Consider the following 17,245-nt stretch of genomic DNA (forward strand, 5'->3'; position numbering starts at 1 on the left):
ACGTTAGGAGGCTGGCTATTCCGCTGGTTAACGTGGGTCATCGGAACTTCGGGAGATAGGTCGAACGCATGACCACGACCAACGGACGACAGTCGGGGCGGGGGAATCCTGCAGATGAGGAGCTAGGTCGGGTGACACGCGAATCGGGAGGCATGGCGAGCAGTGATGAGGCTGAGCTCGACGAGTCGCCGAGGCGGCTCGACGCGATCCTCCGCGCCCTCCCGGAGTCAGAGCTCAAGGGCCTCATCACGCGCATGGGGATCCGCATCGACGCGGCGAAGCGCATCGACGCGCCCTCTCAGGCGGCTCGAGCGCTCGTCGGCCTCCCCGACGTACGCGATCCGTCGCGGCTCCCGACCGCCAGCCGGGAGCTGCTCCACCGCATCGCGGAGGCGGGCGGCGTGCTCGTCGTCCCCTCGCTCCCGGCCGGGCTCGAGCCGCTCATCGCGCGCGGCGTGGTCTACGCGCGCAAGACCGACGAAGGCATCGAGCTCGTGCTCCCCGCGGCGTTCCTGGTCCAGCTGAAGAGCTGGGAGAGCGAGGACCCGCGGGCGATCCGGGCGCTTCTCGCGCAGGCGCCGTTCGAGACGATGAGCGCGATCGCGACGCACTACCTCGGCCGCCCGGCCACGCCGCCCATCGCGCTGTCCCTCGAGGTCGCCTGGGAGACGCTGAGCGATCCGGACCGGCTCCGCGAGGAGATCGATCGCCTCGCGCCGGTCGAGCGCCGCCTGCTCGAGGCGATCGAGTCCGTCGGCGGCGAGGTCGACACGCAGGAGCTGCTCGATCTGGAGCGGGAGCCGATGCGCCTCCGCAGCGCGAGCGGGGTGACGGCGAGCCGGCGCGGCGCTGGCTTCGCGCTCGAGCGCCGCGCCTTCCTGATCCCGATCCACCCGAACCGCCATGTCGTGCCCACCGAGGTCGCCGCCATCGTGGGCGCGGATCGCCGCCGGATGCGCGAGAAGCGGCGGGAGCAGATCCGGTCGTTCGTCCTCGAGGAGGACCACGCCCCGCGGCGCGCCCGCTTCGCGTCGGATCCGGGGATGCTCGCCCTGGCGCTCGCTTACTGCGTGCGCGAGCCGGGGAGCGACGTGCGCCCCGGCGTCGGCACGCCGCGGTCGCTGCTCGTCCGGCTGGGGCAGCGCTTCGGGCGGGACGTCGAGAGCGTCGCGCTCGTCGCCGCGCTGTCGCGGGCGGTCGGGCTCTGGGACGCCTCGGCCGCGTCGCCGGCCACGCCGCCTGGCTCGCTCCAGGTGCAGGAGCTGACGCCGCTCCTGTTCACGACGTGGCGCCGCGGCGGCGCGTGGGATGAGGCGCGGGCCGAGCGGGAGGTGCTCCGGGTCGCGTCTGACAACCGCGACGCGAGCCCGATCGGCGCGCTCCGCGAGATGGTGCTCGACGCGCTGCACGACCTCGGCGAGGGCCGCTGGGTGCCGTGGCAGTCGCTGCAGGGCTACCTCGCGGCCGACGAGCGGATCGCCGGGGTCGAGCGGCTCGTCCGCCGCTGGGCCGAGCGCGCCTCGGTCGAGGCGCCGGAGGTCCCCGAGATCACGCGGCGGATCGCGCTGGAGTCCCTGCCGGCGCTCGGGATCATCGACCTCGGCGGGGCCGAGGACGTGGCCAGCGCGGATCTGGCGCTCCGGCTCACGCCGCGCGGGCGGGCGCTGCTCGCGGGCTCGGCGCCGAGCTCGGACAACGGCAAGAGCAAGTTCGTGGAGGCGCACGCGCTGCGCGTCGGCGCGAGCGCCAAGGTCTCGGCCGTGCTCGGGCTCTCGGCCTTCGCCGAGATCGGGCGCGTCGGCGATCAGGTCGATCTCCTGCTCACCCCGCCGTCGATCGCGCGCGCGCTGTCCGTGGGGCTCGACAGCGACGCCTTGCGTTCGCGCATCGAGGCGGTCGCGCCGCTGCCGGACACCATCTCGCGCATGCTCATCCAGGCGAGCGTGGTCATCGGCAAGGCGAGCTTCGTCGGCGCCTCCGGCTTCCTCTGGATCGAGGATCCCGAGATCCGCGAGCTGCTCCGCACGCGGAGGCCAGCGGCCGAGATGTTCGTCGATCCGTCGCCCCCCTCGGGCTTGCTGATCGAGGCGGGGGTCGATCTGGAGCGCCTCATCCGGCGCTGCCGCGCGCTCGGCGTCGAGATCGAGGCCGATCTCGGCAACCTCAAGGCCACGCGGCAGACGCCGGCGCACGGCACCGAGGGGCCGCACCGGACCTCCTCGACGGCGAACATGCGCCGCTCCCGGACCCCGCCGGCGCGTACCCGCTGAGCTCGCTGTCAACCTCCATCGACCTGGCGCGACCGCGGGTCGATGCCGGCCCGGAGACAGCGGCAGGGTGCGTCGGCGCCCGCTCGCCGCGGGCGCTGCGCCGGAGCGGTGTCGGGGCGCCGCGCCCGCGGTGCGTCATGAGCGCAGGCAGGACCTGAAGCGCGCTCGTTTCCACCCCTTCCGCGCGCTCATCCCACGTCGGAGGCATTTTTTCGCAACGCTTTGCATTCCTGCGGCGTGAGGGGAATCGCTTCGGAGAAGCGCGACGTGTATACCTTAGCTCGATGGCGCGCTCCTCTGGTGAGCCGGACTCGACCGAAGGGGAGGACTCCGTCGGCCCGGAGACGGCTGCGTTTCCGCTCGGCGCGGGGGAACCCAAGGCCGACAACGTCTACACGATCGCGCCTGGCACCGTGATTGCGCGCAAGTACCGCGTCGAGCGGACGATCGGCCGCGGGGGCATGGGGCTCGTGGTCGAGGCGCTGCACCTCGACCTCGATACGCGCGTCGCGATCAAGTTCCTGCTCCCGGAGTTCATGTCGTACACCGAGGCGGCGGAGCGGTTCATGCGCGAGGCGCGCACGGTCGCCAAGCTGCAGACGCACCACGTCGTGCGCGTGCTCGACGTCGCCGCGCTGGACAGCGGCGAGCCGTACATGGTGATGGAGCTCCTCGACGGCGTGGACCTCGCCGGCCACGCGCACGAGGCGGGCACGCTCGCGATCGGCGAGTGCATCGATCACATCGTCCAGGCGTGCGAGGCGCTCGCGGAGGCGCACTCGCTCGGGATCGTCCACCGCGATCTGAAGCCGGCGAACCTGTTCCTCACGAAGCGCCCCGACGGCGCCCCGCTCATCAAGGTGCTCGACTTCGGCGTCTCGAAGATCCTCACCGGCGACACGGGCAACGTCTCCCTCACGCAGACGACCACGATCCTCGGGTCGGCGCTGTACATGTCACCCGAACAAATGCGCTCGTCGAAGAGCGTCGATCCGCGCACTGACATCTACGCGCTCGGCGTGTGCCTCTTCGAGATCATCGGCGGCAGGCCGCCGTACGTCGCCGACAGCTTCCCCGAGCTGTGCGCGAAGATCTACACGTCGCCGCCCGAGGCGCTCCAGGACCTCCGCCCCGAGGTGCCGGAGGGCCTCGTCGAGGTGATCGAGAAGTCGATCGCGCGCGAGCCGGAAGATCGCTACCAGACGATCGCGGAGTTCGTGCAGGCGCTCGCGCCGTACGCCGCGCCGGGCACGCGCACGACCATCGCGGGGATCCTGCGCCAGCACGCCCTGGAGCTCGATCTGCCTCCGCCGGCCTCGCGCGCGGCGATGTCGCGGACCATGTCGCGCGCCTCGCGCACGAGCAGCGGCGGCCCGTCGGTGACCGACAAGGCGGCGCGCACCGCCGGCTCTGCGCCCCCGGCCGAGGACGAGGCCCCGCGCCGCGGGCGCACGCTGCTCTACGTGGCGGTCGGGGCCGTCGCTGTGGTCGTGGGCGCGTGGGGCGCGCTCTATTTCCAGCGCAGCCAGCTCGGCCTCCGAGCGGGAGACCCGGCCGCCCCCGCGTCTGCGCCGGGCGACACCGCGGCGCCCGCCGATCTGGCGCCGCCGTCGCCCCAGCCGACGGACACCGCCGCCGCGATCCCGAAGGTCGTCCCCGTGGGCGATCCGGAGGCCGCCGACGCGGGCGCGAGCGCGAGCGACGCGGGCGCAGCGGACGCGGGCGCAGCGGACGCGGGCAGCGGCGCGACCGAGGCCGCGGCGGACGCCGGGGCCGGGCCGTCCGCGGCGGGCACGGCGGCGGCGAGCGCTGCGCCGGGCAAATCGCAGCGCGGGAACGCCGGCGGGCGAGGGCGCCCGCGCACGACGGGGGCGACCGACGCGGCGCCGGCCAGCAATCCCGAGCCGGCGCGCCCCGTATCGACCGTGAACAACGATCTCTCGATGGAGACGTGCTTCGCGACGATGCCGGACGGCACCAAGAAGGTCATCCCCTGCAAGTGACGCGCGCCCGCGCGCCGATCACGCCGGCATCGCGGCCGGATCCCTCAGGATGGCGCCGGTGAAGCCCGGGCGCAGGTAGAAGCCGCGCGGCAGCGCCGCGATCAGCTCGCCGTCGCGCCCGAACGCGAGCGTCCTCGCGCGCCCGCTCGCGGCCTTCGGTCGCACCTGGAGCCAGCGCCCCGCGCGCGCGGTGAGCCCCTCGACGGCGCCGATGCCGATGAGCCCCATCAGATCCTCGAAGTCCGCGCGCAGCACGCGCTCCTGCGCCTCCGTCGGGCGCCAGAGCCGCGGGGCGCCCAGCCGTCGCTCCTCGCTCGGCACGCCCGGCGCGGCGACGATCGGCACCCAGAGCACGTGGGCCAGCTTCGCGCGGGCGCGCGACGTCTCCCACTCCGCGCGATCGGCGTCCGACAGCGAGATCGAGCAGACGAACGTCGACTCCTGCGGCGCCCCGGCCCCGTCCACGGGGATCGTCTTCAGCTCGATGCCGAGGTGGGGGAAATCGGGCCTCGACGTCGAGCCGGCGGTCGCGCCGAGCGCGCGCTCGACGAGCGCGCCGGCGGCCCCCTTCGTGCGCACGCCGCCGCGGGGCACCGCGCGCCCGAGCGCGCGCGCCAGGTCCGCGAGCGTCAGGCCGGCGAGCGCGGACGCCCGCCACCGGAGCTCGGCTTCGTCGCGAGGCGGTTCCAGCGGGGGGATCAACGACGCCGCCCTTAGAGCATCGCGCGGCGCGACTCCAGCGATCCGACGCGCTCGAGATAGGTTGGCCGCCGGGGTGCGCCGGAACGTCGATGAGAATCGAGCAGCGCTGACCCGGGGGCCATGGCGGCCTTGATACGCGGCCCCCCCGAACGCGCCGCCAAGAGAGAGCCTACCGCCGAAATCCCCCCTTGCGCCCACAGGATTCGGAGGAAAAAGATGTCAGGAATCTCCTGTATGATTTTTCCGGGATCCTCCGGCGCTGTGCCGCGGAGCCCGCACCTCGTCGAGCGGCCACCTCATGTCGGCGAGCTGGCCCGTGATGCGGAGGAGCATCTCGCGCAGGGACGACGCGGTCGCGCGGTCCTGCGGGTTATGTCGTAGACATGCGTACATGAACGCCGCGATGTCGGCGGTCCTCGGGTCGTCGGCGAGGCGCTTGACCGGCGCGGGGAGCCCGTCGTGCGTGATGTGCGCCGTGATGAGGGCGACCTCGGTGGGCGCGTCGAACAGCGTCTTGCCGGTGAGGATTTCGTAGGCGAGGCAGCCGAAGCTGTAGATGTCGGCCGTGAGCGGGGTCGCGGTGGCCCCGGGCGGAACGACGCCCCAGATCTCGGGGGCGCCGTAGCAGCCGGTGGCGCAGCCGGGCCGGATGTGACGGCCGGCCAGCCCGAAGTCGACGAGCACGGGCTCCCGCCCCCCGCGCAGGATCACGTTGGTCGGCTTGATGTCGAGGTGCCCGACGCCGACCGCGTGCATGGCCTCCAGCCCGGCGAGGATGCCGTCGAGCAGCGCCACCGCGCTCCGCGAGGTGAGGCCACGCGCGTCGAGCAGCTTGTCGCAGCGGATGCCCTCGATGAGCTCCATCACGAGGATCGGCTTCGGGCGGGCGCCCGCGTCGAACGTGACGAAGCGGGCGAGGTTCGGGTGATCGGGCAGCGAGAGGAGCGCGCCCGCCTCCTCCCGGAACAGGCGGAGGAAGTCGGCCTCCGAGACGCTCCGGGCCGCCGTGTGATCGTACTCGGGCACCTTCAGGGCGAAGCGCTCGGCCGACGGATCGTGCCGCTCCTCGGTGCGGGTGACGATGAACACCGTGCCCAGCGAGCCGCCGCCGAGCTGGCGGTGCACGTAGAAGCCGCCGAGGGTGCGGCGGCTCGGCAGCCACGCGGGCAGCGGCTGCTCGGACCGGGCGACCCCGCCCGGCGCGCTCGGCCGCCGCACCGGGAGCTGCATGACGCGCGGCACGACGAGGGCGACCACGTCGGCGAGCGCTGCCGGGATGCTCGCGCGCGCGGCCGAGACGAGCGCCTCGACGGGCGCGGCGACGCTCGGCTCCGCGTCCGCTTCCTCCTGCAGCGCGACCTCGATCGCGAGGCGCAGCGGCTCGGTCGCGCCGGAGGGCGGGGAGGGGGGGTGGTCGCCGCAGCGGCGGCGGGCGCCGGCGGTCAGCTGCCCGAGGCGCGTCAGGGCGTCCTCCAGGGTGCTGAGCGGCGAGGCGTCCGCGTCGCCGTCGGCCGCCGCGGTGAGCACGCTGAGCGCGCGGGCCGCGTTCACCGCCCCGAGCGCGCGCGCGAGGCGGGCGAGCGCGCCGCGCACGATCTCGGTGCGCTGCGACGCGCCCGCCGGCAGCGCGGTGACGAGCGCGTCGAGGGCGGCGATGCGCTCGAGCGCCCCGCGCGCGCGCTCGGCCTCGGCGAGCTCCGCGTCGAGCGCCCCCTTCCGCGTCGACCGGAGCGACACCGCGGCGTCCTCGTCGTCCGGCGCGCGCGCGCCGCCCTCGCGCCCGCCGCGCGCGAACCGCGCGTAGGCGCGCAGGAGCTGGGCGACGTCCGGGTGCATGCTCGCCTGGCCGAGCACGTCGAGGTCGTCGGGGTCGCCGCCGCGCATCGCGGCGTGCAGGAAGATGTCGGCCGCGTCGGCCGCCCCCTCGCGCACGAGCGCGTCGAGGCCGCGGGCGACGGACGCGGCGATGGCGCGGCGGAGCGACGAGCCGCGGTCGGCGCGCAGCCGGTCGAGCAGCACGCCGATGGCGCCGGTCCAGCGGGAGAGCACGCGCGCCTTGAGCTCCGGCTCGCCGCCGAAATCGGTGCTCTCGCCGTCGATCAGGTGGATGAGCGCGCGGAGGTTGCGCTGGTGCACGGTCACGTGCAGCGGCGGCGAGGCGCTCGCGCGGGACCCCTCGGCGCGGAGCAGCCACCGCGCGAGCCGCTCGTCGAGGTCGTCCAGCGAGGCGACGCCGGTCGAGTCCTCGCTCGGCCGGCGGTTCAGGAGCAGGAGGCCCTTCAGCAGGCCGGAGCCGAGCAGCTCGGCGTCGAGCTCGCGCACGAGCCCCACCGCGGCCCTGCGCGCCGCGGCGCTCTGCGCGTCGTCGAGCTCGCAGAGCTCGATCTCCTCGAGCGCGCCCACGACCTCGGCCGCCAGGGCGTACGCCTCGAGCGCGCGGCCGTGCGCCTCGCGCGGCCCGGTCTCGACGAACGCCGCGACGGCGCCGTCGAGCGCGCCGCGCAGCAGCGCGACCCCGGCGCCGTCCATCGAGAGATCGCGGTGGACGACGCGCGCGAGCGCCGCGAGGCCGTCGTCGCGGGCGTGCGCGCTGGGCGGCGCCTCGATCGCGTCCTCGAGCGCGCGGGCGCACCGCGCCGCCGCGCGGGCGCCGAACGGCTCCCCGCGGCTCGTCACGCCGCGCAGGTCGCGCCGGAGCTCGACGATCGCCTCGGCCGTCGCCATCGGGGCCGCGCGCGCGATCTCGTCGAGCAGCGCGTCGGCGGCCTCGGGCTCCGCGTCGGCCCCGACGGGGAGCCCCCACACCATCGCCGTGGCGATGCCCGGGTCCTGCGCGAGCAGCGGGCTCCGGAGCAGCTCGACGGCGCGGCCGAGCGCGCCGTCCGGATCCACGGCGACGCTCGCGGCGAGCGACGCGGCGCCGCGCCGCCACTCGGTGGGGGAGAGATCGTGGGCGAGCAGGCCGCGCACCTCCTCGGCGAAGTCGGGCAGCACCCCCGCGAGCAGGCCGCGCGCCGCGGCGACGTGGCGCCACACGAGCGGCTCGCGATCGGCGAGGAGCGTCTGCCACGCGAGCGCGATCCCGTCGGCGCTGCGGTCGAGATCGCGCCGGCGCCCGTCGCTCACGTTGCGGAAAAGCCGGAGCGGGAGGTCGTCGCCCTGCATGGCCCGGCGGGTCGCCTCGCGGGCGGCGCGCTCGATGAGGCGCGCGGCGAGGCGCCGCTCGGGCAGGGAGCCGGTCGAGGGCGCCGCGATCCAGTCGCGCGACAGCTCGCGCCGAGAGGCGAGCAGCAGCGCGAGCGGATCGACCGGGATGTCCGTGCCCGCGGGGAGCCAGAGCGAGAGCATCACGCGGGCGCGGATGCCCGCCCCGGAGAGGCCGCGGGCCGAGCCGGCCGCCATGCGCGTGGCGAGGGCGACGAACGTCGCCGCGTTGCCGGCGTAGAGCTGGTTGAGCACGCGCCGGCCGAGCTCCCGCCGCTCGGGCCCGAGCGGGAGCGCGCCGGCGATCTCGTAGAGCGCCACGCTCGCGGCGGCCGGCGCGAGCCAGCTCAGATCGTCGAGCAGCCCGTCGGCCATGGCGGTCTGGACGCTCCGGAGCAGGCCATCCGGGCTGAGGGAGTCGAGCGGCGTCGAGCCGTCGAGCGCGTCGACGAGGGCGAGCGAGGCGATCGTCTGCCGGAAGAGCGCGCGCCGGACGTTCGGGTCGTCGTGGGACGTGAGATCGACGAGCCCTTCGAGGTATTCCGCGCGCGGTCGCATCGACAGGTGGCGCAGTCTAGCGCGACGGCGCGCCGGCCCCCCTCCCACGCCGCCGCAATCCTCGCGCGTCATGGAACCTCCCACCTCGATCCGGAGCGCGCGCGCTCCGCCGGGCTCCGATTGAGCCACCTCCCCCTACGATGATCGGACCGGCCTGGGGCGCGCCCTCGCCGCGCTTTCCGCTGCGCCGCCCGGGGTGACCACGCTGCGGACGAGGCCGGCGCGCCGGCGCCGTCGTCGCGCGACGCGCGGGCGGCCCGGGCTCTCTCGCGCCCGGCCGCCTGGGCCGTTGGCGGGCGCGACGGCGCGCTCGGCGCGCGCCGCGCGCTCGCCGAGGACGCAACGGGCGCGCTCGGCGCCGCCCGCGCGCGGGACGACGCGGATCGAGCCGGTGGAAGTGAACCTCGAAGTGGGTTAAGCGGGACCGCGCGCGGAGCCCGCGCCCTGCGCGTCCGTCGCGCGGGGCCGCACCGAAGAGCTGGAATGCAGGGAGACGTGGAACAGCAGGGCTTCTCGTTCGATCTCGGCGCGCTCCGCGCGGCGTACTCGCGCTTCCTCGTGCCCGCCCAGGGCGAGGCGCCGCGCATCCTGCTCACGGGCCACTCCCATCAGGCGTGGCCCGACGTGGCGCGCGACGCGCTCGCCGCGTGCTTCGACGACGCCGCGCGGCTCGTCGATGACAAGTGGGACGACGCGGTGTTCCCGAAGCGCGCGGCGGTCGGGGCGGCGATCCTGGAGCGAATGGGCTTCGATCGGGGCGACGACATCGCCTTCGGCCAGAACACGCACGAGCTCGTCTACCGGCTGATCTCGTCGCTCCCTCGGCGCGATCGTCCGCGGATCGTCACCACCGACGGCGAGTTCCACTCGCTCCGGCGCCAGCTCGCGCGCCTCGGCGAGGACGGCGTCGAGGTCGCGTGGGTGAGCGTCGAGCCGCGCCGCTCGCTCGCCGATCGGCTGCTCGCCGCGCTCGTGCCGGGCACCGCGATGCTCGCGATCTCGGCCGTGCTCTTCGAGAGCGCCACGGTGGTGCCGCGGCTCGACGAGATCGTCGCGCGCGCGGCCGAGATCGGCGCGGTCCCGCTCGTGGACGCCTACCACGCCTTCAACGTCGTCCCGATCGCGTGGGGGAGCGCGGCGCCTCACGTCTTCGCGGTCGCGGGCGGCTACAAGTACGCGGCGATGGGCGAGGGGCTCTGCTGGATGCGCGCCCCGCGCGGCTGCGCGCTGCGCCCGGCCTTCACCGGCTGGTTCGCCGACTTCGGCGCGCTCGCGGGCGGCGGCGGCGTCGGGTACGCGCCGGGGGGCGCGCGCTTCGCGGGCTCCACGTTCGACCCGTGCGCGCTCTACCGCGCCGCCGCCGTGCTCGAGCACTGGGATCGCTTCGGCCTCACCGTCCCGCGGCTGCGCGCGATCTCGCTGCGGCAGACCGGGCGCATCCTCGGCCACCTCGACGCCGCGGGCCGCGGCGGCGACGTCGTCTCGCCGCGCGAGCCCGAGCGGCGCGGCGGCTTCGTCGCGGTCCGCGCCGCGCGGGCGGGCGACGTCGTGCAGCGCCTCCGCGCGCGCGGCGTGCTCGTCGACGCGCGCCGCGACGTGGTCCGCATCGGCCCGGCGCCGTACCTCACCGACGCCGAGATCGACGCCGGCGTCGCCGCCCTGGTCGAGGAGCTCGACCGCTAGCTCCGCCGCCGACGGACGCTCGCTCCATCTCGATCCAATCGACGCCGCCTTCGCCTTGATCCCGGCGTACAGGCCACGGTATTTTCTGAATATGACTATCAAGTTCACGCGCGGCCGGTGGACGCTCGCCATCCTGTGCCTGGCTGCCGTGCTGCTGGGGGCGCCGCTCGCCCGCGCGGATCAGGGCGATCCGCCGGAGGTCGAGGCGCAGCGGCTCGTGCACATCCTCGGCTACATCGGCGCCGACTACGGCGGCTCCGTCGCGAACGGGGTCGTCACGGTGCCCGACGAGTACGCCGAGCAGCTGTCCCTCGCCGCGGACGGCGCGAAGATCGCGGCGCGCATCCAGCCGTCGATCCCGGCCGGGCGCGAGTTCGATCTCGCGGCGCGCATCGCGAAGCTCCGCGAGCTGCTCGATCGGAAGGCGCCGCCCGCGGACGTCGTCGCCCTGGTCGCGGGGCTGCGCGCCGAGCTCGTCGGCGCCTTCCAGATCGAGGAGGCGCCGCGCGCCGCGCCGAACGCGGCGCGGGGCAAGAGCCTCTACCAGGAGCACTGCGCGACGTGCCACGGCGAGACCGGGCGCGCGGACACCGCCCGCGCGGCCACGTTCACGCCGCGCCCCGTGAACTTCCACGACCCCGAGCGCGGCGAGGCGATCGCCCCGTACCGCGTCGTGAGCACGGTCCGGTTCGGCGTCGACGGGACGGCGATGGTCCCGTTCAACTTCCTCTCCGACGCCGACCGCTGGGATCTCGCCTTCTACGTGCTGGCCCTGCGCCACGCGGGCGTCGCGCCGGCGCCGGCGGGCGTCGCGCCGGCCTTCACGCTCGCCGAGCTCTCGGCGCGCACGGACGCCGATCTGCGCGAGGAGCTCCGCAGCGCCGGCGTCCCGGCCGACGCCGAGGCCGCGGTGCTCGCGGATCTGCGCCTCCGCGCGCCGTACGAGGATCGCGCCGCCCGCTCCCCGCTGGGCCTCGTGCGCGTGAAGATCGAGCGCGCGCGGCAGGCGATCGCGCGGGGCGAGCGCGACGCGGCCCGCGGGCACCTCATCGACGCGTACCTCGAGGGGATCGAGCCGATCGAGGCCCCCGTCCGCGCCGCCGACGCCTCGCTCGCCGCGGCGCTCGAGTCCCGCAGCATGGAGCTCCGCGGCCAGCTCGAGCGGGGCGCGTCCCCGGCCGAGCTGGGCGCCGCGATGGACGCGCTGCTGCGCGACGTCGGCCGCGCCGAGTCGCTCCTGTCGCCCGCGTCGGCGCCGAAGAGCTTCGCCTCGACGGCCCTCTCGAGCGCGGGCATCATCCTGCGCGAGGGGGTCGAGGCCGCGCTCCTCATCGCCGCGCTCCTCGGCCTCGCCGCCCAGGCGGGGCTCGCGGACAAGCGGCGCTTCGTCCACTTCGGCTGGATCACCGCGATCGGGCTCGGGATCCTCACGTGGATCGCCTCGGCCCGCCTCGTCGCGATCTCCGGGGCGCAGCGCGAGCTCATCGAGGGGGTGACGGCGCTCCTCGCGACGGCGGTGCTCTTTTACGTGAGCTACTCGCTCCTCGCGAAGCGCGAGGTCGCCCGCTGGATGAAGTTCCTGAAGCAGCAGATCTCGCCGCGGCGCGCGGCGCTCTCGCTCTTCGGCGTCTCGCTGCTCGCCGCGTACCGCGAGGCGTTCGAGACGGTGCTCTTCTACCAGGCCCTGCTCGCCTCGAACGCGTCCGCGAGCGCGGCCGTCGCGGGCGCCGTGGTGGGCACGGTGGTACTCGTCGTGCTGGTCGCGGCGTACACGCGCGCCGGCAGGTTCGCGCCCCCGCAGGTCTTCTTCCGCGTCTCCAGCTATCTCCTCTACGCGCTCGCGGTCATCTTCGCCGGGCAGGGCGTGGCCGCGCTCCAGATGGCCGGCAAGGTGCCTGTCCACCCGCTGCCCTTCGGCAGCGTGCCCGCCCTCGGCATCTTCCCGACCGTCGAGACGCTGGGCGCGCAGCTCGTGCTGCTGATCCTCGCGGTCGTCGGCATCCTCGCCGACCGCCGCCACGCGAACGCCACGCCGAAGCCTCCCGCGCCGCCGGCGCAGATCGCCCCCGGCCCCGCCGCCTGACCGTCGCCTGCCGCCGCGGCGTGCTCGCCGCGGCGCTCAGGGCTCGCTGTGGACGCGCGGCGCCTCGGGGTACAGCGACCGGAGCCCGCGCCACGCGACGTCGGTCGCGCTCTCCGCGGGCTCGGCGAGATCCCACTCCAGGTAGAGCTTGTCGCCGTCGTAGCAGCCGAAGCTCGTCGACAGGCAGAGCATCGGCTCGCGCTCAATCGCGTACCCGGAGCGCGCCACGTCGTGCCCGAACACCGCCACGCGAGCGTCCGGGTCGAGCGCGCGCAGAAAGGCGTGGGCGCGCTCGCTCGAGGTGCTCCGCGCCCAGAGCAGCGCGCCGAGCGTCCCCTGCAGACTCATCTCCGACAGCGGCACGTCGAGGAAGCCGTCGAGCGGGAGCCGGTCCAGGTCCTCCCGGCTCTGGATGCGGGCGTGCGGCGCGGCGTGGAGCATGACCAGCCGGGCCGCGCGCGCGACGGCGACGAACGGCCATCCGCGGAACCAGCTCCGCATCGCCAGCGTGTCCTCCGGACCGAGGAGTTCCTCGAGCCGCTGGGCCTCGTCTGGAAAGAACTTCGCCACCACCGGACCCCCCACGTGCGCGTGCTCGTGGTTGCCGAGCAGGTAATGGACCTTGCCCGGGTGCCGGTCCGCGAGGTTTCGCGCCTTTTTCAACAAGGTCACGGAATCGCCTCGGTAGAATGAACCCAGGTAGTCGGGCCATTCACCCTCGTCGAGCTCGGGCCCGTGGACCAGGTCGCCCGTAATGACGAGCACCGCGCCGTCAGGGCCGGCCGCCGCCTGCTCGAAGATCTCGGCGATCCGCTCGAAATCCGCGACATTGCCCTGAAAGTCGGTGGCGACGATCAGTCTGCCCCGCTCAGGGAGGTCGACGACACGCTGCACGTCTCCAGCATAGCCGAACGTCCCTGCCTTCGCCTCGCGCGAACTGACCCCGCGCGGCGGCGCCGCGCCGGCCGGTTGCTGATTCACTTGCAATCCGCCAGATCGTCCAGATTCATTGCAATACTCCAGCGGCACTGTCCCTTGGCGGGGCATCTCGCTCGGGCTAGGCTCCGAGCTGTATGCAAAACCGGAATCTTTCAGCGTGGGTGGACGAGGTCGCGCGCCAGACGCGGCCCGATCGCGTCGTCGTGTGCGACGGCTCCGAGGCGGAGAACCGGACGCTGATCCAGGGGATGCTGAGCGACGGCACGCTCATCGCGCTCAACGAGGAGAGATACCCCAACTGCTATCTTCACCGGAGCGACCCGACCGACGTCGCCCGGACTGAGCACCTCACGTTCATCTGCACGCGCGATAGAGAGGATACGGGCCCGACGAACAACTGGATGTCGCCGGAGGAGGCCTCGCAGCGGGTCGGGCGGCTGTTCGACGGGGCGATGAAGGGGCGGACGATGTTCGTCGTTCCGTACCTGATGGGCCCCGTGGGGTCGCCGTCGGCGAAGGTTGGAGTCGAGATCACCGACAGTCCGTACGTCGTCGCCAACATGAGGATCATGACCCGGATGGGCCGGGTCGCGCTCGAGGCGCTCGGCGGCTCCGAGGACTACTGCCGGGGGCTGCACTCGCTCGGCGACCTGAGCCCGGAGCGGCGGTTCGTGTGCCACTTCCCCGCGGAGCGGCTCATCTGGAGCATCGGCTCCGGGTACGGCGGCAATGCGCTGCTCGGGAAGAAGTGCTTCGCGCTGCGCATCGCGAGCACGATGGCGCGCGACGAGGGCTGGTTCGCGGAGCACATGCTCATCCTCGGCCTGGAGGACCCGGAGGGCCGGGTGACGTACATCTGCGCGGCGTTCCCGAGCGCGTGCGGGAAGACGAACCTCGCCATGCTCGTGCCGCCGGCGTCGCAGAAGGGCTGGAAGGTGTGGACGGTCGGCGACGACATCGCCTGGCTCCGGATCGGCCCGGACGGCCGGCTGTGGGCGATCAACCCCGAGGCCGGCTTCTTCGGCGTGGCGCCCGGCACGAGCTCGAGGACGAACCCGAACGCCCTGGCGACGCTGGCCCAGAACTCGATCTTCACGAACGTGGCGCTCACGCCGGAGGGGACGCCGTGGTGGGAGGGCTTCGACGGCCCGGCGCCGCCGGTGCTCACCGACTGGAGGGGCCGCCGGTGGACGCCGGACAGCAAGGAGCCGGCGGCGCACCCGAACAGCCGGTTCACGTCGCCGGCCCGCCAGTGCCCGTCCATCTCGCCGGCGTTCGACGCCGCGGCGGGCGTGCCGATCTCGGCCATCGTCTTCGGCGGCCGGCGCGCGCGGCTCGCGCCGCTCGTCTGCGAGGCGCGCGACTGGGCGCACGGGGTCTACCTGGGCGCGACGATGGCCTCGGAGACGACCGCCGCGGCCACGGGACAGGTCGGGGTCGTCCGCCGCGACCCGATGGCGATGCGCCCGTTCTGCGGATACAACATGGGCGATTACTTCCGGCACTGGGTCGAGCTCGGCCACGGACGCCCGGGGTTCCCGAAGATCTTCCACGTGAACTGGTTCCGCCAGGGCGCGTCGGGCAAGTTCCTCTGGCCCGGCTTCGGGGAGAACCTCCGCGTCCTCCGCTGGATCCACGGGCGCGTGAACGGGAAAGCGCAGGGGCGCGAGACGCCGATCGGGATCATGCCGGCCGACGGCGAGCTCGATACGAGCGGCCTCGACCTGAACCCGGAGGCGATGCGCGAGCTCTTCGCCATCGACCGCGACGCGTGGCTGGAGGAGGCGCGCGATCGCGAGGCGTTCCTGGAGTCGTTCGGCGCGCGCGTCCCCGAGGCGCTGCTCCGGCAGAACCGGGATCTCGTGGCCCGGATGCAGGCGTGAGCTAGCGCCGTCCCCGAGCGATTCACCCATCCCCCCACACGCATCGCGAGGTCTGGAGCGGCGTCGAGCACGCCGCTGCACGGCCGGGCTCGTCCGTTCTGTGCTGAGGACGGTCGGGAATGTCTTGACGCCGCCCCAGGTTGGCCCACACAGTTCCTTCAAAGAATTTTGAAAGTTTCATGAGCCCTCCCAACGACATCCAGCGCCAGGCGGAGTTGCTCGCGGCGGAAGCGATCGGCGACGTCATCGAGCACTGGGGCTTCCGCCGCGTGCTCGGGCGGATCTGGACCGTCCTGTTCATCGCCGGCGGCGCCCTGTCCGCCGCCGAGATCGGCGAACGGCTGCAGGTTTCATCCGGTGCGATGAGTATGTCGCTGACAGAATTGCAAAGGTGGGGTGTAGTACGAAGGGTATGGAAACCGGGAGAGCGGAAGGAGTTCTTCGAGGCCGAGACGGACTTCTGGAAGATGATTTCCAAAGTGTTCGCCGAGCGCGAGCGGCTCCTCGCCGACTCCGTGAGGGAACGCCTCGAGCGTGCCTCGGCGTTGCTCGAGAGCCTGCCTCCCACCGACGCCACCCGGTTCAGCCTCGATCGGGTGGAGCGGCTCCTCTCGTTCGTGATCGTCGCGCAGACGGCGCTCGACGGGTTCATCAAGAGCAGGACCGTCGATTTTTCGCGGTTCGGGGACCTGGTCCGGTTCCCCATCCGGGCCGTTCGGTCCCGGCGAGGCGCCTAGCGGGCGCGTGATTTCGGAGAGCTCGGACGCCACGTTGCCCCGCGCGGTGCGGGGAGCGCGGGCGCTCGTGCTTCCAGGTGGAGATGGGATGACTGCGACAACAACGTTTACTGGGACGGTCCAGCGGAGCGATGTCGTCTCGAGCCTCGGAGGCATGTGCGCTGCGCGAGGGCTCGACACGCTCGCCGCGCGCCTCGCGGAGCTCAGGCGCCTGCTCGACGGGGACCTCGCGGACGTGGAGCGCGAGCTCGCGAAGGTCGGGCTGGACGGCGAGACGCCGGCGCACCGGAGCGCGCGGCACCTGCTCGGGCTGAACGGCAAGCGGCTGCGGCCGATCTGCGTCGCCCTGTCCGCCCACATCGGCGGCGGCTTCAACGAGGCGGCGCGGACCTTCGCGGTGGCGGTCGAGCTCGTCCACAACGCGACGCTGCTGCACGACGACGTCGTCGATCTTGGCGACCGCCGGCGCGGCGCCGACGCGGCGCGCGTCATCTACGGCAACGCCGCCTCGATCTTCGGCGGCGACTACCTCCTGCTCGACGCGCTCTGCAAGGTCCAGGCGGTGGGCATGCCCGACGTGCTCGAGCGGGTGCTCCAGGTGGTCAAGGAGATGGTCGTCGCCGAGGCGCTCCAGCTCGCGTCGCGCGGCCGCGTGCGCACGAGCACGAGCGAGTACTTCCAGATCGTCGACGGCAAGACGGCCTCGCTGTTCCGCTGGGCGATGTTCGCCGGCGCGCGCGCGGGCGGCGTGAGCGAGCCGCTCTGCAAGGCCCTCGAGGGCTTCGGCACGAGCCTCGGGGTCGCGTTCCAGCTCGTCGACGACGTGCTCGACTTCGCGGGCGACCCGGAGACGACCGGCAAGGCGCTGCTCACGGACCTGCGCGAGGGCAAGATGACGTACCCGCTGCTGCTCGCGATGGAGCGCGACCGCGAGCTCACGCCCGCCCTCGAGGCGCACTGCGCGTCGGAGGAGGCGGCGGCCCCGCCGGAGCTCAGCCGGCGCATCGCGCAGATCATGGTCGAGAAGCGGGTCGTGGACGACTGTCTGGAGCTCGCGTCCCGGCTCTGCGGGGACGCGGTGCGGAGCATCGAGCCGCTCCCGGAGAGCCCGGCGAAGGCGGCGCTGGAGGGGGTCGCGATGTCGACGCCCCGGCGGAGGCGGTGAGCGGCGATGGCGTATTTT

At 73.8% G+C, this 17,245-nt stretch carries 10 protein-coding genes; 7 read left to right on the forward strand and 3 right to left on the reverse strand.

Annotated features, from left to right (window positions below; genetic code table 11):
• The first annotated feature begins 152 nt into the window (after positions 1-152).
• Positions 153-2,270 carry a hypothetical protein gene (locus tag WMF26_RS18090; RefSeq protein ID WP_061627911.1) on the forward strand — a complete coding sequence of 706 codons (2,118 nt, stop codon included), beginning with the start codon at positions 153-155 and terminating at the stop codon, positions 2,268-2,270.
• A 284-nt stretch (positions 2,271-2,554) separates the two neighbouring features.
• Positions 2,555-4,273, forward strand: a complete 1,719-nt coding sequence (locus tag WMF26_RS18095; RefSeq protein WP_438001330.1) for a serine/threonine protein kinase — start codon at positions 2,555-2,557, stop codon at positions 4,271-4,273.
• Between the two features lie 18 nt (positions 4,274-4,291).
• Here the strand turns inward: WMF26_RS18095 and mutH are convergent, their stop codons facing one another.
• The gene (gene mutH, locus WMF26_RS18100) at positions 4,292-4,975 is read right to left on the reverse strand and encodes a DNA mismatch repair endonuclease MutH (RefSeq protein WP_438001331.1); all 684 of its coding nucleotides are present in this window, start codon (positions 4,973-4,975) and stop codon (positions 4,292-4,294) included.
• Positions 4,976-5,194: 219 nt separating this feature from the next.
• Positions 5,195-8,737 (reverse strand): protein kinase domain-containing protein, encoded by a 3,543-nt coding sequence (locus WMF26_RS18105; RefSeq protein ID WP_438001332.1) that lies wholly within the window; start codon positions 8,735-8,737, stop codon positions 5,195-5,197.
• Positions 8,738-9,232: 495 nt separating this feature from the next.
• On the opposite strand from WMF26_RS18105, the gene WMF26_RS18110 reads away from it, so the two are divergent.
• A complete protein-coding gene (locus WMF26_RS18110; RefSeq protein WP_438001333.1) occupies positions 9,233-10,420 on the forward strand; it encodes an aminotransferase class V-fold PLP-dependent enzyme in 1,188 nt (395 codons plus the stop codon).
• 91 nt (positions 10,421-10,511) lie between these two features.
• Positions 10,512-12,503, forward strand: coding sequence for an FTR1 family protein (locus tag WMF26_RS18115; RefSeq protein WP_438001334.1), 1,992 nt, complete (start codon positions 10,512-10,514; stop codon positions 12,501-12,503).
• Positions 12,504-12,539: 36 nt separating this feature from the next.
• On the opposite strand, the gene WMF26_RS18120 is transcribed toward WMF26_RS18115, so the two are convergent.
• Positions 12,540-13,484: a metallophosphoesterase gene (locus WMF26_RS18120; protein WP_438001335.1), complete on the reverse strand. Its 945-nt coding sequence runs from the start codon at positions 13,482-13,484 to the stop codon at positions 12,540-12,542.
• 92 nt (positions 13,485-13,576) lie between these two features.
• Here WMF26_RS18120 and WMF26_RS18125 point away from each other — a divergent pair, with 92 nt between their 5' ends.
• From WMF26_RS18125 to WMF26_RS18135, 3 genes are all read left to right on the forward strand, one after another.
• Positions 13,577-15,325 carry a phosphoenolpyruvate carboxykinase (GTP) gene (locus tag WMF26_RS18125; RefSeq protein WP_438001336.1) on the forward strand — a complete coding sequence of 583 codons (1,749 nt, stop codon included), beginning with the start codon at positions 13,577-13,579 and terminating at the stop codon, positions 15,323-15,325.
• Between the two features lie 179 nt (positions 15,326-15,504).
• Complete coding sequence (locus tag WMF26_RS18130) at positions 15,505-16,062, forward strand: GbsR/MarR family transcriptional regulator (RefSeq protein WP_020735596.1); 558 nt, start codon at positions 15,505-15,507, stop codon at positions 16,060-16,062.
• A 154-nt stretch (positions 16,063-16,216) separates the two neighbouring features.
• The gene (locus WMF26_RS18135) at positions 16,217-17,227 is read left to right on the forward strand and encodes a polyprenyl synthetase family protein (RefSeq protein ID WP_438001337.1); all 1,011 of its coding nucleotides are present in this window, start codon (positions 16,217-16,219) and stop codon (positions 17,225-17,227) included.
• Positions 17,228-17,245: the final 18 nt, after the last annotated feature.

The organism is Sorangium sp. So ce185 (assembly GCF_051526825.1).
Lineage (GTDB): Bacteria > Myxococcota_A > Polyangia > Polyangiales > Polyangiaceae > Sorangium > Sorangium cellulosum_D.